20 protein-coding genes are annotated in these 20,339 nt (G+C 69.6%); 9 read left to right on the forward strand and 11 right to left on the reverse strand.

Features of this window, described 5'->3' with window-relative positions:
• Positions 1-14 precede the first annotated feature (14 nt).
• Positions 15-941 (reverse strand): metallophosphoesterase, encoded by a 927-nt coding sequence (locus tag ACFYO2_RS29045; RefSeq protein WP_388354971.1) that lies wholly within the window; start codon positions 939-941, stop codon positions 15-17.
• A 94-nt stretch (positions 942-1,035) separates the two neighbouring features.
• Here ACFYO2_RS29045 and ACFYO2_RS29050 point away from each other — a divergent pair, with 94 nt between their 5' ends.
• On the forward strand, positions 1,036-1,500 hold the full coding sequence (locus tag ACFYO2_RS29050; RefSeq protein WP_388354972.1) for a GatB/YqeY domain-containing protein: 465 nt from the start codon (positions 1,036-1,038) through the stop codon (positions 1,498-1,500).
• A gap of 112 nt (positions 1,501-1,612) precedes the next feature.
• Here the strand turns inward: ACFYO2_RS29050 and ACFYO2_RS29055 are convergent, their stop codons facing one another.
• Positions 1,613-3,862 (reverse strand): transglycosylase domain-containing protein, encoded by a 2,250-nt coding sequence (locus ACFYO2_RS29055; RefSeq protein ID WP_388354973.1) that lies wholly within the window; start codon positions 3,860-3,862, stop codon positions 1,613-1,615.
• 408 nt (positions 3,863-4,270) lie between these two features.
• Between ACFYO2_RS29055 and wblA the strand changes: the two genes are divergently transcribed.
• Complete coding sequence (gene wblA, locus ACFYO2_RS29060; protein ID WP_388354974.1) at positions 4,271-4,609, forward strand: transcriptional regulator WblA; 339 nt, start codon at positions 4,271-4,273, stop codon at positions 4,607-4,609.
• Between the two features lie 71 nt (positions 4,610-4,680).
• On the opposite strand, the gene ACFYO2_RS29065 is transcribed toward wblA, so the two are convergent.
• Entirely contained in the window at positions 4,681-6,060 is a 1,380-nt protein-coding gene (locus ACFYO2_RS29065) for an ArsA family ATPase (protein ID WP_388354976.1), read from the reverse strand.
• Between the two features lie 13 nt (positions 6,061-6,073).
• The gene (locus tag ACFYO2_RS29070) at positions 6,074-7,051 is read right to left on the reverse strand and encodes an ArsA family ATPase (protein WP_388354978.1); all 978 of its coding nucleotides are present in this window, start codon (positions 7,049-7,051) and stop codon (positions 6,074-6,076) included.
• Positions 7,052-7,157: 106 nt separating this feature from the next.
• Between ACFYO2_RS29070 and ACFYO2_RS29075 the strand changes: the two genes are divergently transcribed.
• The 4 genes from ACFYO2_RS29075 (at position 7,158) to ACFYO2_RS29090 (ending at position 9,842) form a co-directional block, all read left to right on the forward strand.
• Complete coding sequence (locus ACFYO2_RS29075; RefSeq protein ID WP_020129281.1) at positions 7,158-7,316, forward strand: DUF4177 domain-containing protein; 159 nt, start codon at positions 7,158-7,160, stop codon at positions 7,314-7,316.
• The gene (locus tag ACFYO2_RS29080; RefSeq protein WP_388354980.1) at positions 7,313-7,780 is read left to right on the forward strand and encodes a RidA family protein; all 468 of its coding nucleotides are present in this window, start codon (positions 7,313-7,315) and stop codon (positions 7,778-7,780) included. Before ACFYO2_RS29075 ends, ACFYO2_RS29080 begins: the two co-directional genes overlap by 4 nt.
• Before the next feature lie 353 nt (positions 7,781-8,133).
• Positions 8,134-9,015: an NUDIX hydrolase gene (locus ACFYO2_RS29085; RefSeq protein WP_388354982.1), complete on the forward strand. Its 882-nt coding sequence runs from the start codon at positions 8,134-8,136 to the stop codon at positions 9,013-9,015.
• Entirely contained in the window at positions 9,012-9,842 is an 831-nt protein-coding gene (locus ACFYO2_RS29090) for an MBL fold metallo-hydrolase (RefSeq protein ID WP_388354983.1), read from the forward strand. Before ACFYO2_RS29085 ends, ACFYO2_RS29090 begins: the two co-directional genes overlap by 4 nt.
• Here ACFYO2_RS29090 and ACFYO2_RS29095 read toward each other — a convergent pair.
• Together ACFYO2_RS29095 and ACFYO2_RS29100 are read right to left on the reverse strand one after the other, a co-directional pair.
• Positions 9,839-10,657, reverse strand: coding sequence for a nucleotidyltransferase domain-containing protein (locus ACFYO2_RS29095; protein ID WP_388354984.1), 819 nt, complete (start codon positions 10,655-10,657; stop codon positions 9,839-9,841). The two genes, ACFYO2_RS29090 and ACFYO2_RS29095, sit on opposite strands and share 4 nt — an antisense overlap.
• 115 nt (positions 10,658-10,772) lie before the next feature.
• The gene (locus tag ACFYO2_RS29100) at positions 10,773-11,447 is read right to left on the reverse strand and encodes a Crp/Fnr family transcriptional regulator (RefSeq protein WP_388354986.1); all 675 of its coding nucleotides are present in this window, start codon (positions 11,445-11,447) and stop codon (positions 10,773-10,775) included.
• Positions 11,448-11,697: 250 nt separating this feature from the next.
• Between ACFYO2_RS29100 and nth the strand changes: the two genes are divergently transcribed.
• The 3 genes from nth (at position 11,698) to ACFYO2_RS29115 (ending at position 14,644) form a co-directional block, all read left to right on the forward strand.
• Positions 11,698-12,606 carry an endonuclease III gene (gene nth, locus ACFYO2_RS29105; protein WP_388354988.1) on the forward strand — a complete coding sequence of 303 codons (909 nt, stop codon included), beginning with the start codon at positions 11,698-11,700 and terminating at the stop codon, positions 12,604-12,606.
• Between the two features lie 88 nt (positions 12,607-12,694).
• Positions 12,695-13,396, forward strand: a complete 702-nt coding sequence (locus tag ACFYO2_RS29110; protein WP_388354990.1) for an NUDIX hydrolase — start codon at positions 12,695-12,697, stop codon at positions 13,394-13,396.
• 48 nt (positions 13,397-13,444) lie between these two features.
• Positions 13,445-14,644, forward strand: a complete 1,200-nt coding sequence (locus ACFYO2_RS29115) for a MarP family serine protease (protein ID WP_388354991.1) — start codon at positions 13,445-13,447, stop codon at positions 14,642-14,644.
• A 12-nt stretch (positions 14,645-14,656) separates the two neighbouring features.
• Here ACFYO2_RS29115 and ACFYO2_RS29120 read toward each other — a convergent pair whose 3' ends face one another.
• The 5 genes from ACFYO2_RS29120 to acs form a co-directional block, all read right to left on the reverse strand.
• Positions 14,657-14,839, reverse strand: coding sequence for a hypothetical protein (locus ACFYO2_RS29120; protein ID WP_388354993.1), 183 nt, complete (start codon positions 14,837-14,839; stop codon positions 14,657-14,659).
• A 140-nt stretch (positions 14,840-14,979) separates the two neighbouring features.
• Positions 14,980-15,918, reverse strand: coding sequence for an alpha/beta fold hydrolase (locus ACFYO2_RS29125; protein ID WP_388354995.1), 939 nt, complete (start codon positions 15,916-15,918; stop codon positions 14,980-14,982).
• Positions 15,915-16,409 (reverse strand): phage holin family protein, encoded by a 495-nt coding sequence (locus ACFYO2_RS29130; RefSeq protein ID WP_388354997.1) that lies wholly within the window; start codon positions 16,407-16,409, stop codon positions 15,915-15,917. Before ACFYO2_RS29130 ends, ACFYO2_RS29125 begins: the two co-directional genes overlap by 4 nt.
• 77 nt (positions 16,410-16,486) lie before the next feature.
• Positions 16,487-17,923 carry a Na+/H+ antiporter NhaA gene (nhaA, locus tag ACFYO2_RS29135; protein WP_388354999.1) on the reverse strand — a complete coding sequence of 479 codons (1,437 nt, stop codon included), beginning with the start codon at positions 17,921-17,923 and terminating at the stop codon, positions 16,487-16,489.
• Positions 17,924-18,095: 172 nt separating this feature from the next.
• Complete coding sequence (gene acs / locus ACFYO2_RS29140) at positions 18,096-20,054, reverse strand: acetate--CoA ligase (RefSeq protein WP_388355001.1); 1,959 nt, start codon at positions 20,052-20,054, stop codon at positions 18,096-18,098.
• Positions 20,055-20,339 lie beyond the last annotated feature (285 nt).

Below are 20,339 nucleotides of genomic sequence, written 5' to 3' on the forward strand. Positions count from 1 at the left end.
ACCTCGCCGCAGCCCTACTCCCGCCCCACCAGCGTCAGCAGTGTCGCCTCCGGCGGGCACGCGAACCGTACCGGCGTGTAGCGGTTCGTGCCGCAGCCCGCCGACACGTGCAGGTACGCCGTACGCCCCTCCGCCGTGTGGGTGGACAGGCCCTTCACGCGGTCCGTGTCCAGGTCGCAGTTGGTGACGAAGGCGCCGTAGAAGGGGAGGCAGAGCTGGCCGCCGTGGGTGTGGCCGGCCAGGATCAAGGGGTAGTCGTCGGCCGTGAAGGAGTCCAGCACGCGGAGGTACGGCGCGTGCACCACGCCCATCGAGAAGTCGGCGCCGGCCGACGGGCCGCCGGCCACCTGCGCGTAGCGGTCCCGCTTGATGTGCGGGTCGTCCAGGCCCGTCAGCTCCACCGACACACCGTCGAGCTTCAGCGTGCCCCTGGTGTTCGTGAGGTTCAGCCAGCCCGCGCCGTCGAAGCCGTCCCGTAGGTCCTCCCACGGGTTGTGTATCGCGTTGACGGCGGGTGCGTTGCCGTTCAGGCCGTGGCGGCCCTGGGCCTTCTCGAACAGGTACCGGGCGGGGTTGCGGAGTTTGGGGCCGTAGTAGTCGTTTGAGCCGAAGACGTACGCGCCCGGGAACTCCATCAGCGGACCGAGCGCGTCCAGCACCTCCGGCACGCCCTCCGGGTCGGAGAGGTTGTCCCCGGTGTTGATCACGAAGTCGGGGCGCAGACCGGCCAGCGAGCGCAGCCAGCGCTGTTTCTTGCGCTGGCTACCGACCATGTGGATGTCGGAGACCTGGAGCACGCGCAACGGGCGCATCCCCAAGGGGAGGACGGGGACGGTCACCCGTCGGAGGCGGAAGGAGCGGGTCTCGAAGCCCGCCGCGTACACCAGACCGGCCGTGCCGGCCGCCACGACTCCCAGGGGTACTCCGTATCGCGAGCGCATACGCCCATCGTGTCAGACCGTGCGAGTGCTCCGTGCCTCACCGCCCTCTAAATGGACGGGCATCGGGGGCGCGGCACCTGCGACAATCAAACCCATGACCACGCTCAAGTCGAAGCTGCAGGAAGACCTCAACGCCGCGATCAAGGGGCGCGACGAGCTCCGCTCCTCGACGCTCCGGCTGACCCTCGCCGCGATCACCAAGGAGGAGGTCGCGGGCAAGACGAAGCGCGAGCTCTCCGACGACGAAGTGCAGAAGGTGATCACCCGTGAGGCGAAGAAGCGCCGCGAGGCCGCGGACGCGTTCGCGCAGGGTGGTCGTGCCGAGTCGGCCGAGCGGGAGAAGGCGGAGGGCGAGGTGCTCGCCGCGTACCTGCCCAAGCAGCTCAGCGACGAGGAGCTGAACGACATCGTCGCCCAGGCCGTCCAGGAGGCGAAGGCGGCCGGCGCCGAGGGGCCGCGGGCCATGGGCGCCGTCATGAAGATCGTCAACCCGAAGGTGGCCGGCCAGGCCGAGGGCGGCCGCGTCGCCGCCGCGGTCAAGAAGCTCCTCGCGGGCTGACCGACTCCGGCCCGCATCACAAGCAGGAGCGGCCCCTCATCTCCCGTACGACATCAATTCGTACGGGAGATGAGGGGCCGCTCGCAGTAAACGGCCGTCTCAGCTCACCGCGTCAGCCGCGGCCGCCGGTCCCGTTGCCGTTGCCCTGGAAGAAGCCCTCCGGGATGGAGAAGGTGGGCGACGGGACGGTGCCCCCGCCGCCGTCGGTGGTTCCGCCGTTGTCCCCGTCGTTGTTGCCGTTCCCGTTCCCGTTCCCGTTGCCGTTCCCCTTTTCGTCGCCACGGTCCTTCTCCGGGTTCGGGATGTTGACGAGGTTGAAGGACTCCGTGGCCTTGCCCTCGAGGGCGCCGGTCATGGCGTCCTTCCAGATCGGGCCCGGGACCTGGCCGCCGTAGACGAGCGGGTGGTAGACGCCGCCGATCGTGATGTTCTTCATCTTGACCTTCTGGGTGGCACTGCCGACCCAGACGGCGCCTGACATGTTCGGCGTGTAGCCGACGAACCAGGCGTTCTTGCGCTCGTCCGTCGTACCCGTCTTACCGGCGCTCTCGCGGTCGGTGAGACCGGCCTGCTGACCCGTACCGGAGTCGATCACGCCACGCAGCAGCGTGTTGACCGTGTCCGCGGTCTTCTCGCTCATCGCCCGCGAGCAGGTGGACTTCGGGACCTCCAGCGACTTCTGCTCGTCGCCGACCTTCTGCGTGATCGACTCGATGGCGACCGGCGAGCAGTACATGCCCCGGGAGGCGAAAGTGGCGTACGCGCTCGCCATCGTCAGCGGAGACAGACCCACCGACCCCAGCGCGATGGCGGGCCGCTCGGGCAGCTTGGTGCCGTTGCCCTGCCGGACGTGCAGCTTGTCGGTCATGTTGACGACCGGACACAGGCCGATGTCCGAGATCATCTGCACGAAGTAGGTGTTGACCGACTTGGCCATCGCCTCCTTCAGCTGGTACGGGCCGACCTCCGACTTGCTCTCGTTCGAGACCTTGTCGCCGTCCCGGTTGGTCCACGGCGAGCTGTCACAGGTCTGGACGGGGCTCGGGTACTCCATCTCGTACGGCGACGAGAATTCCTGCGTCGCCGGGCGGCCCTCCTCCAGGGCTGCCGCCGCCACGAACGGCTTGAACGTCGAGCCGGTCGGGAAGCCGAAGTTGGAGCCGCCGTAGGCCGCGTCGACCGAGTAGTTGTACTCGGTCTCGTTCTTGCCGTAGCCGTACGGCTTCGACTGGCCCATCGCGACGACCTTGCCGGTGCCGGGCTGGACCAGGGTGGCCGCCGCTGCGACCTTGTCGCTCTTGTTGACGTGGTCCTTGAGCGACTCCTCGACCGAGTTCTGCGCCTGCGGGTCGAGGGTCGTGCGGATCGTCAGGCCGCCCTGGTTCCAGGTCTTCGCCCGCTCCTCGCGGGACTTGCCGAAGACCGGATCGCTGAGGAAGACCCGCTCGACGTACTTGCAGAAGAAGCTGGCGCCCTGGACGGCCGTGATGCAGCCGTTGTTGGGCGTGCTGACCTTCAGGCCCAGCGGCTGCTTCATGGCCTTGGCGGCCTCCGCCTGGGAGACGTCGCCGACCTCGGCCATGCGCCTCAGCACGGTGTTGCGGCGCTTGGTGGCCTCCGTCTCGTCGTTGACCGGGTCGTACCGGCTGGGCGACTGGACGATGCCGGCGAGGAGGGCCGACTCCTGGAGGTTCAGGTTCTTGGCGGACTTCGAGAAGTAGCGCTGGGCCGCGGCCTCGACGCCGTACGCCTGCTGGCCGAAGAACGTGATGTTCAGGTAGTTCTCGAGGATCTTCTTCTTGCCGAGTTCCTCTTCGACCTGGATCGCGTACTTCAGCTCGTTGATCTTGCGGCCGAGGGTCTGCTGGGTGGCCTGGGCGACCTTCGTCGGATCGTCGCCGGCCTCCTCCACGAAGACGTTCTTCACGTACTGCTGGGTGAGCGTGGACGCGCCCTCCGAGACCCCACCGCTCTGCGCGTTCTTGTTGAGCGCGCGCAGGACGCCCTTCAGGTCGATCGCACCGTGCTCGTAGAACCGCGAGTCCTCGATCGCGACGATCGCCTGCTGCATGTACGGCGAGACGTTCTTGAGCCCGACCACCGTGCGGTCACGCGAGTAGACGGTGGCGAGCTGGCCGCCGTCGGCATCGAGGATGGTGGTGCGCTGGCTCAGCGGCGGCGTCTTCAGATTGGCCGGGAGCTCGTCGAAGCTCTCCACCGACCCCTTGGCCGCGAGACCCAGCGCACCGGCCGCGGGCAGCGCGATGCCTGCCATCACGGCTCCCGCGAGCACACTGACACCGAGGAACTTGGCGGCCTGCTGTGTGGAGGACAGACCACCGCCCGAGCGCTTCTTTGGCATAGGGGCAGCCTACGTTCTCATTCACCGGACACGCGTATAGGCCTTGGCCTAAGCTGCTCTCAACTGTCACAGCTGTAGGGCTACGTATCAATACGTCCGGCGACCCCGAATCGTTCCGGAAGTTCCTCGACTTTTTTGATGGGGACGTGCCCGAATCCGCCTCGTGTGTCATCTGGTGCCCGTTGTGACGCCATGGAACTGTCCCGGTTTGCCGGAACAGTCAGGTATGTCGCGGGCTCACTCCCCCGGGTGATCTGCCGCTTACCCATAGTCCGTTCGGGCCATTCAAGATTGGGCCCGAAGGGGGTGTTGCGCTGTGCCCACCTTCCGTAACGTCCTCAACTGGCGGCGGTGAATATGCCGCTGCCGCCGTGGGGGAGCCTCGATTCGGGAGAGGACGGCGCCGGTATGGGCTGGGTAACCGACTGGAGTGCGCAGGCGGCCTGCCGCACTACCGATCCAGATGAACTGTTCGTTCAAGGAGCAGCGCAGAACAGGGCCAAGGCGGTGTGCACCGGATGTCCGGTGCGCACGGAGTGCCTGGCCGACGCGCTCGACAACCGCGTCGAGTTCGGCGTGTGGGGAGGTATGACGGAGCGGGAGCGCCGCGCACTGCTGCGCAGGCGGCCGACTGTCACTTCATGGCGCCGGCTCCTTGAGACTGCGCGTACGGAGTACGAGCGGGGGGTTGGCATCCTGCCCCTCGACGACGACGAGGTGTACGAGAGCTACGCGGCGGTGGGCTGAAGGCACGGCCCTCGGACGCCGGAGTCTCAGACAGTGGTGTCTTGGGCACCGGCTCTCACGCCACCGGCATCTCACGCACCGGCATCGTGCTGGGGCAGCTCGGGGCGAGCGGCCGCGAGCCGGTTTCCGATGTCCCGCAGTCCCGCGAGGTCGTGCACGTCGCCGGGCAGCGCGGCCACTTCGGCCACCGCCACCTCGGGGTGGAGTGCCGTGAAGCGGTCACGCGTGCGCTGCTCGCGGGAGAGCAGCCGCATGCGTTCGGCGTGCAGCCTCAGCAGGCCTGCGGTGAGCTGTTCGACGGACATCTCCTGATCACTGTCCTGCGTGGGGTCCGTTTCCTGTGTGGCGGCGGGGGAGCCTTCGTCAGGAGCCGGTGGTTCGGAAGCGGGAGATTCCGCAGCGGGAGACTCTGAACTGCCGTATGTGTCGGGAGAGTTACGAAGACCAGCTTTCCCGTCCCCCTGATCCACAATGCGAGGCTCTTCAAGATTTTCCGCGGCGGCGAGCGCCCGCTCGGACGACAGCCGGTCGGCGCCGCTGCCGTGGACCCGGTTGAGCACCAGACCTGCCAGCGGCATGTCCTCGGCCGCCAGCCGCTCCACGAAGTACGCGGCCTCGCGCAGTGCGTCCCGCTCCGGGGCCGCGACCACCAGGAACGCCGTCCCGGGCGCCTGGAGCAGCTTGTACGTCGCGTCCGCGCGCGTGCGGAAACCCCCGAACAGTGAGTCCATCGCGGCCACGAACGTCTGTACGTCCTTCAGCAGTTGCCCGCCGAGCAGCTTGCCCAGCGCGCCGGTCATCATCGACATGCCGACGTTCAGGAACTTCATCCCCGCCCGGCCGCCGACCTTCGCCGGTGCCAGCAGGACCCGGATCAACTTGCCGTCGAGGAACGAACCGAGCCGCTTCGGCGCGTCCAGGAAGTCGAGCGCGGAGCGGGACGGGGGCGTGTCGACGACGATCAGGTCCCACTCGCCCCTGGCGCGGAGTTGTCCCAGCTTCTCCATCGCCATGTACTCCTGCGTGCCCGCGAAGCCCGACGAAAGCGACTGGTAGAACGGGTTGTTCAGGATCGCCGACGCCCGGTCGGCGTCCGCGTGCGCCTCGACGATCTCGTCGAAGGTGCGCTTCATGTCCAGCATCATCGCGTGCAGTTCGCCGTCGCCCTCCACGCCCTTGACCCGCCGCGGGGTGTTGTCGAGCGAGTCGATGCCCATCGACTGGGCGAGCCGGCGGGCCGGGTCGATGGTGAGCACCACGACCTTCCGGCCGCGCTCGGCGGCGCGCAGGCCGAGGGCCGCCGCGGTGGTCGTCTTGCCGACGCCGCCCGAGCCGCAGCACACGACGATGCGGGTTCTCGGGTCGTCGAGCAGGGGGTCGAGGTCGAGTACGCGCGCGGGGGAGAGGCGGTGACGCGTGCCCTCCTGGACGAGGGCCGGATCCTTGCTCATGACATCCCCTTGCTCATGACATCCCCTGTTCCCGCAGCTCGGTGGCGAGTTCGTACAGGCCCGCCAGGTCCATGCCCTCGGCGAGCAACGGCAGTTCATGCAGCGGCAGGCCCAGCTCGCCCAGGACGGCCCGCTGTTCGTGCTCCAACGCGTACCGCTCGCTGTACTCCTCGGCCTGTTGCAACAGCGGGTCCACGAGCCGCTCGGCGTGCCCGCCGCGTCGCGCTCCGCCGAGTCCGGCCGCGGACAGCGACTGCGCCACCGCCGTACGCGGCACGGCTCGTACGAGTTCCAGTTCCGCCGCGTCCAACACCTCGGGCCGCACCATGTTGACGATGATCCGTCCCACCGGCAGCCGCGCCGACCTCAGCTCGGCGATCCCGTCCGCGGTCTCCTGGACGGGCATCTCCTCAAGGAGCGTCACCAGGTGGACCGACGTCTCCGGAGACTTCAGCACCCGCATCACGGCCTGCGCCTGATTGTGTATCGGGCCGATCTTCGCAAGGCCCGCGACCTCGTCGTTCACGTTGAGGAAGCGGGTGATGCGGCCGGTGGGCGGGGCGTCCATCACGACGTAGTCGTACGCGAACCGGCCGCTCTTGTCCTTTCGGCGCACCGCCTCGCACGCCTTCCCGGTCAGGAGTACGTCCCTGAGGCCGGGCGCGATGGTGGTCGCGAAGTCGATCGCGCCGAGCTTCTTCAGGGCCCGGCCGGCGCTGCCCAGTTTGTAGAACATCTGGAGGTAGTCCAAAAGGGCCAGTTCGGGGTCGATGGCGAGGGCGTACACCTCCCCGCCCCCTGGAGCGACGGCGATCTTCCGCTCCTCATAAGGCAGCGTCTCCGTTTCGAAGAGCTGCGCGATGCCCTGCCGACCCTCGACCTCGACGAGAAGCGTCCGCTTCCCCTCCGTCGCGAGGGCCAGCGCTAGGGCGGCGGCGACCGTCGTCTTTCCGGTCCCGCCCTTGCCGCTGACGACCTGGAGCCTGCTCACGTATTCGAGCGTAACCAGTCCGTGCGCGGGCTAAGCGGGGGGCTGTGGATAACCTCGGTGAGGTCGGCCGTCTGGCCGGTGCGCGGCAGCGGCTAAAGTCGGCCACATGACCAAGTGGGAATACGCAACCGTGCCTCTGCTCGTCCACGCCACGAAGCAGATTCTGGACACCTGGGGCGAGGACGGCTGGGAGCTTGTCCAGGTCGTGCCCGGGCCGAACAACCCCGAGCAGCTCGTGGCCTACCTGAAGCGGGCGAAGGCGTGAGCTCGGTCGAGGCGCGGCTGGCCGAGCTGGGGCTGACGCTTCCGGAGGTCGTACCGCCGCTCGCCGCGTACCAGCCTGCTGTGCAGTCCGGTGTGTACGTGTACACCTCCGGGCAGCTGCCGATGGTGGAGGGCAAGCTTCCGGTCACCGGGAAGGTCGGTGCGGAGGTCACGGCCGAGGAGGCCAAGGAGCTGGCGCGTACGTGCGCGCTGAACGCGCTGGCCGCCGTGAAGTCCGTCGCGGGTGACCTGGATCGGGTGGCGAGGGTGGTCAAGGTGGTCGGCTTTGTGGCGTCCGCCTCCGACTTCACCGGTCAGCCCGGGGTCATCAACGGGGCCAGCGAGCTGCTGGGCGAGGTGCTGGGCGACAAGGGCGTGCACGCACGGAGTGCGGTGGGCGTGGCTGTGCTGCCGTTGGATGCGCCGGTGGAGGTTGAGGTCCAGGTGGAGCTGACGGGGGCGTAGGGCGGGTGTGGGGTGCGCCTACGGGTGCGTTGGGGGTCGGGGACGTGTCGGGGGGGTGTCCGTCCTCGGAACGGCGCGGAACGGTCGTTCACCGACTTGCCGGTGTTGACGCGCCAACCCTGCGGGCGGAAACCCCCCGACACGTCCCCTTGCCGCCGTACGCGGGTGCGGGAGCGTCCACCTTGCGGCGCCGGTGGCGGTCTGGCGAAATCCACCTCTTGGCCGACCGAGTCGGGTGGTGGGTGGGCATAGGCCGGGGTCTGGGGGCGGAGCCCCCAGGGACGCCGGTAACGGTGGGGGCCGGGAGACCGACCGCTCTCGAACATCCGCGCACCACGAGATAGCCTCCGCCCATGGCAAACGGGCAGTGGTACCCCCCGGAGTGGCCTGACCGTATCCGCGCCCTGACGGACGGCACGCTTACGCCGGTCCGCCCCAAGCGCGCGGCCACCGTCATGCTCCTGAAGGACACCGACGCCGGCATCGCCGTGCACATGCTGCGCAGACGCGCCTCCATGGCCTTCGCCGGAGGCGCGTACGCGTACCCGGGCGGCGGTGTGGATCCCCGTGACGACGACCGCCACGTCCGGTGGGCGGGCCCTACGCGCGCGTGGTGGGCGGACAGGCTCGGCGTGGACGAGGCGGCGGCTCAGGCGATCGTCTGCGCGGCCGTGAGGGAGACGTACGAGGAGGCGGGCGTCCTGCTCGCCGGCCCGGCATCGGATTCCGTGGTCGGTGACACCACGGGCGCGGGCTGGGAGGCGGACCGGGCAGCCCTGGTCGACCGTGAGTTGTCCTTCGCCGAGTTCCTGGACCGGCGGGGTCTGGTGCTGCGTTCGGATCTGCTGGGTGCCTGGACGCGCTGGATCACCCCTGAGTTCGAGTCCCGGCGCTATGACACGTGGTTCTTCGTCGCCGCCCTCCCTGAGGGCCAGCGCACGCGCAACGCCTCCACGGAGGCCGATCGCACGGTGTGGATCCGGCCCGAGGACGCGGCAGGCTCGTACGACGAGGGTGAGCTGCTGATGATGCCGCCCACGATCGCGACGCTTCGGCAATTGATGCCGTACGGCACCGCCGCCGAGGCGCTCGCCGCGGCCCTGGAGCGGGATCTGACGCCCGTCCTGGCGAAGGCGCGCCTGAAGGGTGGCGGGATTGAGCTGTCATGGCCGGGGCACGAGGAGTTCACCAAGCACATCCCGACCGACCTCCCGACCGGTGGAGCCCCCGCATGACGGACGCAGCAGCCCTACCCGGCCAGCCGCGGGGCGGGGCCCTGTCGGGTCCCGCCACCCCGCGCGCCGTCAACGTCCTCGCGCCGAACCCCTCCGCGATGACCCTGGACGGCACGAACACCTGGATCGTGGCGGAGCCCGGCTCGGAGTCGGCCGTCGTGATCGATCCGGGCCCGCTGGACGACGGCCACCTGCGCAATGTCGTCGACATGGCGGAGAAGGCCGGCAAGCACGTCGCCCTGACGCTCCTCACTCACGGCCATCCGGACCATGCGGCCGGCGCCGCCCGCTTCGCCGAGCTGACCGGCACGAAGGTGCGGGCCCTGGACCCGACGCTGCGGCTGGGGGACGAAGGGCTGGCCGCCGGGGACGTGATCCGGGTCGGTGGCCTGGAGCTGAGGGTCGTACCGACTCCCGGGCACACCGCGGACTCCCTGTGCTTCCATCTCCCGGCCGATCAGGCCGTGCTGACGGGTGACACGATCCTGGGCCGCGGTACGACCGTCGTGGCGCACCCTGACGGCCGCCTCGGCGACTACCTGGACTCCCTGCGGCGCCTCAGGTCGCTCACGGTCGACGACGGGGTCCACACGGTGCTCCCGGGCCACGGGCCCGTCCTGGAGGACGCCCAGGGCGCCGTCGAGTTCTACCTCGCCCACCGCGCCCACCGCCTCGCCCAGATCGAGACGGCCGTGGAAGACGGCTACCGGACGCCCGCCCAGGTCGTCGCCCATGTGTACGCCGACGTGGACCGGTCTCTGTGGCCGGCGGCCGAGCTGTCCGTACGGGCGCAGCTGGAGTACCTGGAGGAGCACGGGCTCATCTAGGGCCTGGGAGCCTTGACGCCGTGCACGCGCGCGTACTCCACGGCGAGCCACGGTCCCAGGTCGTCGACGTACGACCGCAGGACGGCCGGGTCGCCGGTCGGCTCGTGGCCGAGGATGGCCGCCGTGCGCAGTTGTTCCGCGCGCGAGGGGTAGTACTCGGCGAAGACCTCGGCCATCTCGCGCAGGTCGCTCGTCCAGCCGTTCCAGCGGGGCATGACGAGCGTGAAGGCGGTGCGGACGAGGTGCCGGGACATGAAGCGGACCAAGGGGCGGCGGGCCTCGTCCGTGTCGGCGGTGGCGGCGATGCGGTCCCGCCAGCGGGGCAGGAAGAGGGCGAGGTCGCCGTTGGTCTCGCGGGCGAGCAGGGAGTCGGGGCGGTAGCGGGGGAGGTACTCGGCGAGGTCCTCGCCGAGCAGCGGGGTGCACAGACAGGCGATGAACCAGCCCAGGTCGTACGTCTCCAGGTCGCTCAGTGCTTGCGCCCGGCTGACCAGCAGCGTCCCGCCCCCGTCGATCTGCGGGAAGTCCTTGTCGAGCGTCTTGTCGATGGCGCGGGCCTCGGACCGGTCCGTTTCGGTCGGCTCCTGGTGGAGGGCGACCAGCAGGTCCAGGTCGCTGCGCCCCACGCGCACGGTGCCGCGTGGAATCGACCCGTAGAGGTACGCGCTGTGCAGCCGGGCCCCGAACGTGTCGAGCAGCCGGTCGCGGGCGGCTGCGACCACCGGGCGGAAGGCGTGCGGGACGCGTCCGAGGGAGCCCTCGCGGGCGATGAAGCCCTGTGCGTCGAGACCGCGGGGGTCAGCGTTTTCGGCCATGCGATCACTGTGCCGCGAAGGGGAGGCCCGAGCCGCTCATTTACGGTGCTGAGGCCCCAGGCGGTCATGACGACGGCCCCGCCTCAGTAGGAGACGGGGCCTTGTCGACGTACGCCTAGCGGGAACGCTTGGCGAGCCGTTCCACGTCCAGGAGGATCACGGCGCGCGCCTCCAGGCGGAGCCAGCCGCGGCCCGCGAAGTCGGCCAGCGCCTTGTTCACGGTCTCGCGGGACGCGCCGACCAGCTGGGCCAGCTCCTCCTGCGTGAGGTCGTGGACGACGTGGATGCCCTCCTCGGACTGCACGCCGAAGCGGCGGGAGAGGTCGAGCAGCGCGCGGGCCACACGGCCAGGGACGTCCGAGAAGACCAGGTCGGACATCGCGTCGTTGGTGCGGCGCAGTCGGCGGGCGACGGCGCGCAGCAGGGCGCCGGCCACCTCGGGGCGTGCGTTCAGCCAGGGCTGGAGGTCGCCGTGGCCGAGGCCGAGCAGCTTGACCTCGGTCAGCGCGGTGGCGGTCGCCGTGCGCGGGCCCGGGTCGAAGAGGGACAGTTCGCCGATCAGCTCACCGGGGCCGACGACGGCCAGCATGTTCTCCCGGCCGTCGGGGGAGGTGCGATGGAGCTTCACCTTGCCCTCGGTGACGACGTAGAGCCGGTCTCCGGGGTCGCCCTCGTGGAACAGCGAGTCACCACGCGCGAGGGTCACCTCACTCATGGAGGCGCGGAGCTCGGCGGCCTGCTCGTCGTCGAGAGCCGCGAAGAGCGGGTTGCGCCGCAGAACGTCGTCCACGAGTTCTCTCCTTGTCGACCTGCTCAGGGGATCTTGCTCCCCGCGTACCAGGGGTCCGTGTTCCCCATTTTGCCGGACGGTCCAAACAGTGTGATCTGTCACAAGGATGCCGCACACGTGTCCCGGGGTAAGCGGCAGGGGTCCAATTGGGGGCCGATCTTCAGGGTCCGGGGCGGATGTCGGTGCCGGGCTCTAGGCTGGCCGGGTGTCCAAATCGCCGGTGAGAGCACAGGCCGAGGGGGCTGGGCGGGTGGTTGTACGTCGAGATTCCGCCGTGGGCGAACAGAACCCTGCCGGCGGAAAGAAAACGGCAAAAGCGGCAAAGAAGGTTCCGGTGAAAGCGGTGGCTGCGGCGCGTCCGGTGAAGGCGAACCCGGTGAAGAAGAGCGAGTCGCGTACCTCCCTGGTCCGCCGGGCCCGCCGTATCAACCGCGAGCTGGCGGAGGTCTATCCGTACGCCCACCCGGAGCTGGATTTCGAGAATCCCTTCCAGTTGGTCGTCGCCACGGTCCTGTCCGCCCAGACCACCGACCTGAGGGTCAACCAGACGACGCCCGGTCTGTTCGCCAAGTACCCGACGCCCGAAGACCTGGCGGCGGCCAACCCGGAGGAGGTCGAGGAGATCCTGCGCCCGACCGGTTTCTTCCGGGCCAAGACCAAGTCGGTGACAGGGCTGTCGAAGGCCCTGGTGGAGCAGTTCGGGGGAGAGGTCCCCGGCCGGCTCGAGGACCTCGTCAAGCTGCCCGGCGTCGGCCGCAAGACCGCCTTCGTCGTCCTGGGCAACGCCTTCGGACGGCCCGGCATCACCGTGGACACGCACTTCCAGCGGCTGGTGCGGCGCTGGCAGTGGACCGACGCGACCGACCCCGACAAGATCGAGGCCGCCGTCGGCGCGCTCTTCCCCAAGAGCGAGTGGACGATGCTCTCGCACCGCGTGATCTTCCACGGCCGCCGTATCTGCCATGCCCGCAAGCCCGCCTGCGGCGCCTGCCCCATCGCCCCGCTCTGCCCGGCGTACGGCGAGGGCGAGACGGACCCGGAGAAGGCGCAGAAGCTCCTCAAGTACGAGAAGGGCGGCTTCCCGGGCCAGCGACTGAAGCCCCCGCAGGCATATCTGGACGCGGGCGGGAAACCCGCGCCGCCGCTGGGGGCGGGATGACACGCCCTCGGGCGCGCTTGTGGGTGCGTTCCCAGGAACGATCTCGGGGCCGCCGGGCGTTGGATCCAGCAGGACGACGGGGGTGGCGATGACGCGCGCGAGCAACACACAGGGCGGTTCGGTGACACTCAGCAAGAAGGGCCTGCCCGCCTGGCTGGATCCGGTGGTGCACGCGGTGGAGACGGTCGAGCCGCTGCAGCTCAGCCGCTTCCTTCCACCGAAGGACGGCGCGGGGCGCCAGTCCGCCGTCCTCGTCCTCTTCGGCGAGGGCGACGGCGAGCGCGGCCCCGAACTGCTGCTCATGGAGCGGGCCAGCTCGCTGCGCTCCCACGCGGGGCAGCCCTCCTTCCCCGGCGGCGCGCTCGACCCGGAGGACGGCGATCCGAAGGGCGACGGGCCCCTGCGTGCTGCCCTGCGCGAGGCCGAGGAGGAGACCGGGCTCGACCCGGCCGGTGTCCAGCTCTTCGGCGTACTGCCCAAGCTGTACATCCCGGTCAGCGGCTTCGTCGTCACGCCCGTGCTGGGCTGGTGGCGCGAGCCGACCCCCGTCGGAGTCGTCGACCCGAACGAGACGGCGCGGGTCTTCACCGTCCCCGTGGCGGATCTCACGAACCCCGACAACCGCGCCACCACCGTTCACCCCGCCGGTCACCGGGGCCCGGCATTTCTGGTCGAATCAGCCCTCGTCTGGGGGTTCACGGCCGGAATCATCGACCGGCTGCTTCACTACTCGGGCTGGGAGCGGCCCTGGGACCGGGACAAGCAGGTCCCTCTCGACTGGCGCGCATGACAGGGTGTCTGCCGTGCTGTGCAAAGTGACGAGGCGAGGCTTGAAGCGGTGAACGTGCTGGACATCCTGTTGCTGCTCGCCGCCGTGTGGTTCGCCGTCGTCGGCTACCGCCAGGGCTTCGTCGTCGGTATCCTGTCGGTGATCGGCTTCCTCGGCGGCGGTCTCGTGGCCGTCTACCTGTTGCCCGTCATCTGGGACGCCCTGACCGACAACGCCGAGGTCAGTACGACCGCCGCGGTCGTCGCGGTGGTCGTCGTCATCGTCTGCGCCTCCGTCGGCCAGGCCCTGACCACCCACCTCGGCAACAAGCTGCGCCGGTACATCACCTGGTCCCCGGCCCGCGCCCTGGACGCGACCGGTGGGGCCCTCGTCAACGTCGTCGCGATGCTCCTGGTCGCCTGGCTGATCGGCTCGGCCCTCGCCGGCACCACGCTGCCGACGCTCGGCAAGGAGGTCCGCAGCTCCAAGGTGCTGCTCGGGGTCTCCCGGGCGCTGCCCGAAGCGGCCGACACCTGGTTCGCGGACTTCTCCTCGGTCCTCGCGCAGAACGGCTTCCCGCAGGTCTTCAGCCCGTTCTCCAGCGAGCCGATCACCGACGTCCGGCCGCCCGACCCGGCCCTGGCCAACAGTGCCGTCGCCACGCGCTCCCAGCGCTCCATCGTCAAGGTGATGGGCACCGCCCAGAGTTGCGGCAAGGTCTTGGAGGGCACCGGCTTCGTCTTCGGCGAGCGCCGCGTCATGACCAACGCGCATGTCGTCGGCGGCGTCGACGAGCCCACCGTCCAGATAGGCGGTGAGGGCAGGAAGTACGACGCGACGGTCGTCCTCTACGACTGGCAGCGCGACATCGCCGTACTCGACGTACCCGACCTGGATGCGCCCGCCCTGCAGTTCACCACGAAGGACGCGGCCGGCGGTGACGGCGCGATCGTCGCGGGCTTCCCGGAGAACGGGGCGTACGACGTCCGTGCCGGGCGCGTGCGCGGCCGCATCACGGCCAACGGCCCGGACATCTACCATCGCGGCACCGTGCGCCGCGACGTGTACTCGCTGTACGCGACCGTCCGTCAGGGCAACTCCGGCGGCCCGCTGCTCACTCCCCAGGGGAAGGTGTACGGCGTGGTCTTCGCGAAGTCCCTCGACGACCCCGAGACCGGTTACGCGCTCACCGCCGACGAGATCCAGGAGGACATCACCAAGGGGCGTACCGCGAACCAGCAGGTGGACAGCGACAGCTGCGCGCTCTGAGGCGCGGAGGTGTCAGCCTCGAGGATGACGCAGCCGTACCGAGACCCAGCGGGCCCGGCGGCGCAGAATGCGCGGAATGCCCACCCTCAGGTCCGTGCCCGCCATGTGCGGGGCACCCCCTCGTTGGTGGGAGCCCAGGCCGCTGCCCGAGCGTCGATTGCGTGCCGCGTCACTGTAGTCGTGCGTCCAGCCCATACACCGACGTGTGCCCCTGCCCCAAGGTCGATAACCGCCCCCAGGCCCCCCAATTGGCCTATGCGCCGGGCAAGTGGCCGTTCGTAGGACGCGTGTTCAGGCCCGGACGCCGGGTCCGGATACCGGGCGCATCGGCACGGTCACCGATCGGGTTCGGGATCCTTCAGCCAGTTGATGAGTTCGGTGGAGAAGGCCACCGGGTCCTCCTCGTGCGGGAAGTGCCCCAGCCCGTCGAACAGCCGCCAGCGGTAGGGCGCTTCGACGTACTCGCCCGAGCCGGCCGCGCTCCGCGTCCGCATCACCGGGTCGAGCGAACCGTGCAGGTGGAGGGTCGGCACGCGCACCGGCCGCTTCATCCGCCGGTTGAACTGGATGCCGTCCGGACGCGCCATCGACCGCACCATCCAGCGATACGGCTCGATCGAGCAGTGCGCGGTCGAGGGAATGCAGATCGCGCGGCGGTACGCGTCCACCGCGTCGTCGTCCGGCAGGCGCGGGCCCGACCAGTCGCGGATGAGACGGGCGGCGAGCGCGCCGTTGTCGGCGGTGAGCTGCCGTTCCGGGATCCAGGGCCGCTGGAAACCCCAGATGTAGGAACCGGCGGTCGTCTGCTTGACGTCCGAGAGCATCGCCGAGCGCCAGCGCCGGGGGTGCGGCATCGACTCGACCGCGAGCCGCCGTACGAGCTTCGGGCGCATGGCGGCCGCCGTCCACGCCAGATAACCGCCCAGGTCGTGGCCGACCAGCGCGGCATCCGGCTCGCCGAGGGAGCGGATCACGCCGGTGATGTCGAGGGCGAGGTTGGCCGGGTCGTAGCCGCGTGGCGTGCGGTCGCTGCCGCCGACGCCGCGCAGGTCCATGGCGACCGCCCTGAAGCCCGCGTCGGCGAGTGCGGGCAGCTGGTGCCGCCAGGTCCACCAGAACTGGGGGAAACCGTGCAGTAGCAGCACCAGAGGCCCGTCGCCCATTTCCGCGATGTGGAAGCGCGCGCCGTTGGCGGCGACCTCCCGGTGCGTCCAGGGGCCGTCCGGTCGTACGACCGACGCGGGCTGGGCCGAAGGTGTGGCGGGATCCGTCATGAGGACGAGCGTGCCACAGCCTCGATGGCCTTCGCTTCCGGCAGCCCGTCCTCCAGGGCCGCCGGGCGCGGGTGCGGCCTGGCGTTCTGCAGGACGCCCGCCGACTCCTTCATCGAGGCGGCGACCTTCTGCGGGCCCTTGCTCTTCTTGGCCTTCTTCGCGAAGACGACGCCGATCAGGGCGAGGACGAGCGCGACGAGCACGTTCGCCGCGAAGGACAGCAGGAAGCAGACGGCGAGGTTCCAGTCGCTCCAGGTGCGGATGCCGTACGCGAGCGCGAAGTTCAGCATCGGCAGCGAGAAGACCAGGACCGCCCCGGCCACCGTGAACGCGCCGCCGCTCGTCGCGCCGCGCTTCACGTCCCGCTTCAGCTGCGCCTTCGCCAGCGCGATCTCGTCGTGCACCAGCGCGGACATCTCGGTCGTCGCCGAGGCGAACAGTTGGCCGATGCTGCGTTCGGCGCCGACCGGGCTGCCGTCGGGTGCGCTCATCGCGTTCTCCCTTTTCTGCTGTGTGCCTGACTGATGTGCCTGAACTGGGAACGGTCCTTTTGTGCCGTCCCGTCAGATCATGCCGGACGACCGTCCTCATCGCTTGCCCCGCCCGCCACTTCGGCAAGCGCGTGGCGTTCGGCGACCTTCACTTCGGCGATCCGGCGGTGCTCGGCTGCCTTGCGGTCGTAGATGGCGGCCATCCGCAGGTGGTACTCCGGATCGTCCTCCTCGTAGATGTCCGGGATGCCGTCGAGGTCGTCGTCGCGCTCCTCGGCCTCGCACAGGCGGCGGTACTTGGCGTTCCGTATCTTCAGCAGCACGGTCGCCAGCAGGGCCGCGATCACGGACCCCATGAGGACGGCCGCCTTGACCTCGTCCGTCAGTGTCGCGTCGCCGTCGAAGGCCAGCTCGCCGATGAGCAGCGACACGGTGAAGCCGATGCCGGCGAGGGTCGCCACCGCAAACACGTCGGCCCACTCCAGGTCGTCACTGAGCGAGGCCCGGGTGAAGCGGACCGTCAGCCAGGTCCCGCCGAAGATGCCGAGCGCCTTGCCGACGACGAGACCGAGGACCACGCCGAGGGTCTCCGGCTTGGTGAACACGTCGCCCAGCGCGCCCCCGGAGATCGAGACGCCCGCGCTGAACAGCGCGAACAGCGGCACGGCCAAGCCCGCCGAGAGCGGACGTACGAGATGTTCGATGTGCTCGCCCGGGGAGTGCTCCTCGCCCTCGTGGGTCGTGCAGCGCAGCATCAGGCCCATCGCGACACCCGCGATCGTGGAGTGGACCCCACTGTTGTACATCAGCGCCCAGATGACGAGCGCGAGCGGGACGTACACGTACCAGCCGCGTACGCCCTTGCGCAGCAGCAGCCAGAAGACGGCGAGGCCGACGACCGCGCCACCGAGGGCGGCGAAGTCGATGCTGTCGGTGAAGAAGACCGCGATGATCAGGATCGCGAGGAGGTCGTCCACGACCGCGAGCGTCAGAAGGAACGCGCGCAGGGCGCTCGGCAGGGACGTGCCGATGACGGCCAGCACGGCGAGCGCGAAGGCGATGTCGGTGGCGGTGGGGACGGCCCAGCCCTGCAACGAGCCGCCGCCGGTGACGTTGGTGAGCGTGTAGACGAGTGCCGGTACAGCCATCCCGCACAGGGCGGCGACGACGGGCAGCGCGGCCGCCTTGGGGTCCTTGAGGTCGCCGGCGACCAGTTCGCGCTTGAGCTCGATGCCGGCGACGAAGAAGAAGACCGCGAGAAGCCCGTCGGCGGCCCAGTGCTCGATCGACAGGTTCAGGCCGAGGGTCTCGGGGCCGAGGTGGAAGTGGCTGACGCTCTCGTAGCTGTCGTGCAGTGTGGGGATGTTCGCCCAGATCAGAGCGGCGACCGCGGCGACGAGGAGCAGGACACCGCCGACGGTCTCGGTGCGCAACGCGTCCGCGACGAAGGTCCGCTCGGGGAGGGAGAGCCGGCCGAGGACCTTGCGGGGGGCGGTGGGGCGGGGCGCGGTCACGGGGGGAGACCTCCGGTCGGTGGGCAGCACTGAGCACATGCCGACCAGACTTCCCGGCGCACCTGTTTGTTTAGTCTACCTAAAGTGCACCGGGACGAATCCGGCGATCCCTACGTTAGGTGTGAAAAGGGCACCCGGCGCGCTTGTCACCGGGTGCCCCTGAGGGCCGTACTCAGTCCTCGCTGGGAGCCCCCGGCAGATTCGCCTGGATGAGGTCCATGACGGTCGAGTCCGTCAGGGTCGTCACGTCACCGAGCTGGCGGTTCTCGGCGACGTCCCGCAGCAGGCGGCGCATGATCTTGCCGGACCGGGTCTTCGGCAGCTCGGCCACCGGCAGGATCCGCTTCGGCTTGGCGATCGGGCCGAGGGTGGTGCCGACGTGGTTGCGCAGGTCGGCGACGAGGCCCTCGTCCTCCGCGTTCGCCGTGCCCCGCAGGATCACGAAGGCCACGATCGCCTGCCCGGTGGTCTCGTCCGCCGCGCCGACGACGGCCGCCTCGGCGACCGACGGGTGGGAGACGAGGGCCGACTCGACCTCGGTGGTGGAGATGTTGTGGCCCGACACGAGCATCACGTCGTCCACCCGGCCCAGCAGCCAGATGTCGCCGTCGTCGTCCTTCTTCGCGCCGTCGCCGGCGAAGTACTTGCCCTCGAAGCGCGACCAGTACGTGTCGAGGAACCGCTGGTCGTCGCCCCAGATGGTGCGCAGCATCGACGGCCACGGCTCGGTGAGGACGAGGTAACCGCCGCCCCCGTTGGGCACCTCACGAGCCTCGTCGTCGACAACGGTCGCGGAGATGCCGGGCAGCGGCGTCTGCGCCGAGCCGGGCTTGGTGGCGGTGACACCGGGCAGCGGCGAGATCATCATCGCGCCGGTCTCGGTCTGCCACCAAGTGTCGACGATGGGCGTCCTGTCGGCCCCGATGTGCTTGCGGTACCACATCCAGGCCTCGGGGTTGATGGGTTCACCCACGGAGCCGAGGATCCTCAACGAGGACAGATCGAACTTCGCGGGGATGTCGTCGCCCCACTTCATGAACGTACGGATAGCCGTGGGCGCGGTGTACAGGATGGTCACCCCGTACTTCTGCACGATCTCCCAGAACCGGCCCTGGTGCGGGGTGTCCGGCGTCCCCTCGTACATGACCTGCGTGGCGCCGTTCGCCAGCGGGCCGTAGACGATGTACGAGTGCCCGGTGACCCAGCCGACGTCGGCGGTGCACCAGTAGACGTCGGTCTCCGGCTTGAGGTCGAAGACGGCGTGGTGGGTGTACGCGGTCTGCGTGAGGTAGCCGCCGGAGGTGTGCAGGATGCCCTTCGGCTTACCCGTCGTCCCGGACGTGTACAGGATGAACAGCGGGTGCTCGGCGTTGAACGCCTCCGGCGTGTGCTCGGCGGACTGCCGGTCGACGATCTCGTGCCACCACACGTCGTGGTTGTCGTTCCAGGCGACCTCCTGGCCGGTACGGCGGACGACGAGGACGTGCTCGACGTTGTCCACGCGGGCGACCGCGTCGTCGACGGCCGGCTTGAGGGCCGACGGCTTGCCGCGCCGCCAGCCGCCGTCGGTGGTGATGACGACCTTGGCGTCGGCGTCCTGGATACGGGTCGCGAGCGCGTCCGCCGAGAAACCGCCGAAGACGACGGAGTGTGCGGCGCCGATCCGGGCGCACGCGAGCATCGCGATCGCCGTCTCGGGAATCATCGGCATGTAGACGGCGACTCGGTCGCCCTTCTGAACCCCCAGCTCCAGTAGGGCGTTCGCGGCCTTGGAGACCTCGTCCTTGAGCTCGGCGTAGGTGATGGCGCGGCTGTCGCCGGGCTCGCCCTCGAAGTGGATGGCGACCCGGTCGCCGTTCCCGGCCTCCACATGCCGGTCCACGCAGTTGTACGCCACATTGAGCTCGCCGTCCTTGAACCACTTGGCGAACGGCGGGTTCGACCAGTCGAGTGTCTCGGTCGGCTCGGTTGCCCAGGTCAGCCGACGGGCCTGCTCGGCCCAGAAGCCGAGCCTGTCAGCCTTGGCCTGCTCATACGCCTCCGCGGTGACGTTGGCGTTCGCGGCCAGGTCGGCGGGGGGTGCGAAGCTGCGCTCCTCGCGCAGCAGGTTGGCCAGGCTTTCGTTGCTCACGACATCTCCCAATCCCAGGGTTGTCCGCTGTGTCCCAGGCCACAGCTCATCAGACCCGGCGGCCCGGTGACAAGGGCCGACGAAAAATTGGTTTAGACCTGTGCGTGGGTCTGTGTACGTCCGTTCCGGCGCCGCGGGGTCATCCGTACCCACGGACGCCGACCAGGCAGAGTTCAGCCCATGTAACGCCTTTCACACTCCGGCCCGAGCGAAGGAGTTCCACCGGCGCGTGATGGACCCGGTGACATCTGGTGCGGCCGGGCGGGTCGCCGACGCCCCGACGGC

This window comes from Streptomyces sp. NPDC006602 (assembly GCF_042870385.1).
Taxonomy (GTDB): Bacteria; Actinomycetota; Actinomycetes; order Streptomycetales; family Streptomycetaceae; genus Streptomyces.

What these genes read in the sequence shown, in the direction of transcription:
- ACFYO2_RS29055 (WP_388354973.1), bottom strand. Translation starts at nt 3,862, where the DNA reads ATGCCAAAGAAGCGCTCGGGCGGTGGTCTGTCCTCCACACAGCAGGCC.
- ACFYO2_RS29095 (WP_388354984.1), bottom strand. Translation starts at nt 10,657, where the DNA reads ATGGCCGAAAACGCTGACCCCCGCGGTCTCGACGCACAGGGCTTCATC.
- ACFYO2_RS29090 (WP_388354983.1), top strand. Translation starts at nt 9,012, where the DNA reads ATGACGGACGCAGCAGCCCTACCCGGCCAGCCGCGGGGCGGGGCCCTG.
- ACFYO2_RS29050 (WP_388354972.1), top strand. Translation starts at nt 1,036, where the DNA reads ATGACCACGCTCAAGTCGAAGCTGCAGGAAGACCTCAACGCCGCGATC.
- wblA (WP_388354974.1), top strand. Translation starts at nt 4,271, where the DNA reads ATGGGCTGGGTAACCGACTGGAGTGCGCAGGCGGCCTGCCGCACTACC.
- ACFYO2_RS29075 (WP_020129281.1), top strand. Translation starts at nt 7,158, where the DNA reads ATGACCAAGTGGGAATACGCAACCGTGCCTCTGCTCGTCCACGCCACG.
- ACFYO2_RS29085 (WP_388354982.1), top strand. Translation starts at nt 8,134, where the DNA reads ATGGCAAACGGGCAGTGGTACCCCCCGGAGTGGCCTGACCGTATCCGC.
- ACFYO2_RS29045 (WP_388354971.1), bottom strand. Translation starts at nt 941, where the DNA reads ATGCGCTCGCGATACGGAGTACCCCTGGGAGTCGTGGCGGCCGGCACG.
- ACFYO2_RS29125 (WP_388354995.1), bottom strand. Translation starts at nt 15,918, where the DNA reads ATGACGGATCCCGCCACACCTTCGGCCCAGCCCGCGTCGGTCGTACGA.
- ACFYO2_RS29120 (WP_388354993.1), bottom strand. Translation starts at nt 14,839, where the DNA reads ATGGGCTGGACGCACGACTACAGTGACGCGGCACGCAATCGACGCTCG.
- ACFYO2_RS29065 (WP_388354976.1), bottom strand. Translation starts at nt 6,060, where the DNA reads ATGAGCAAGGATCCGGCCCTCGTCCAGGAGGGCACGCGTCACCGCCTC.
- ACFYO2_RS29130 (WP_388354997.1), bottom strand. Translation starts at nt 16,409, where the DNA reads ATGAGCGCACCCGACGGCAGCCCGGTCGGCGCCGAACGCAGCATCGGC.
- ACFYO2_RS29110 (WP_388354990.1), top strand. Translation starts at nt 12,695, where the DNA reads ATGACGCGCGCGAGCAACACACAGGGCGGTTCGGTGACACTCAGCAAG.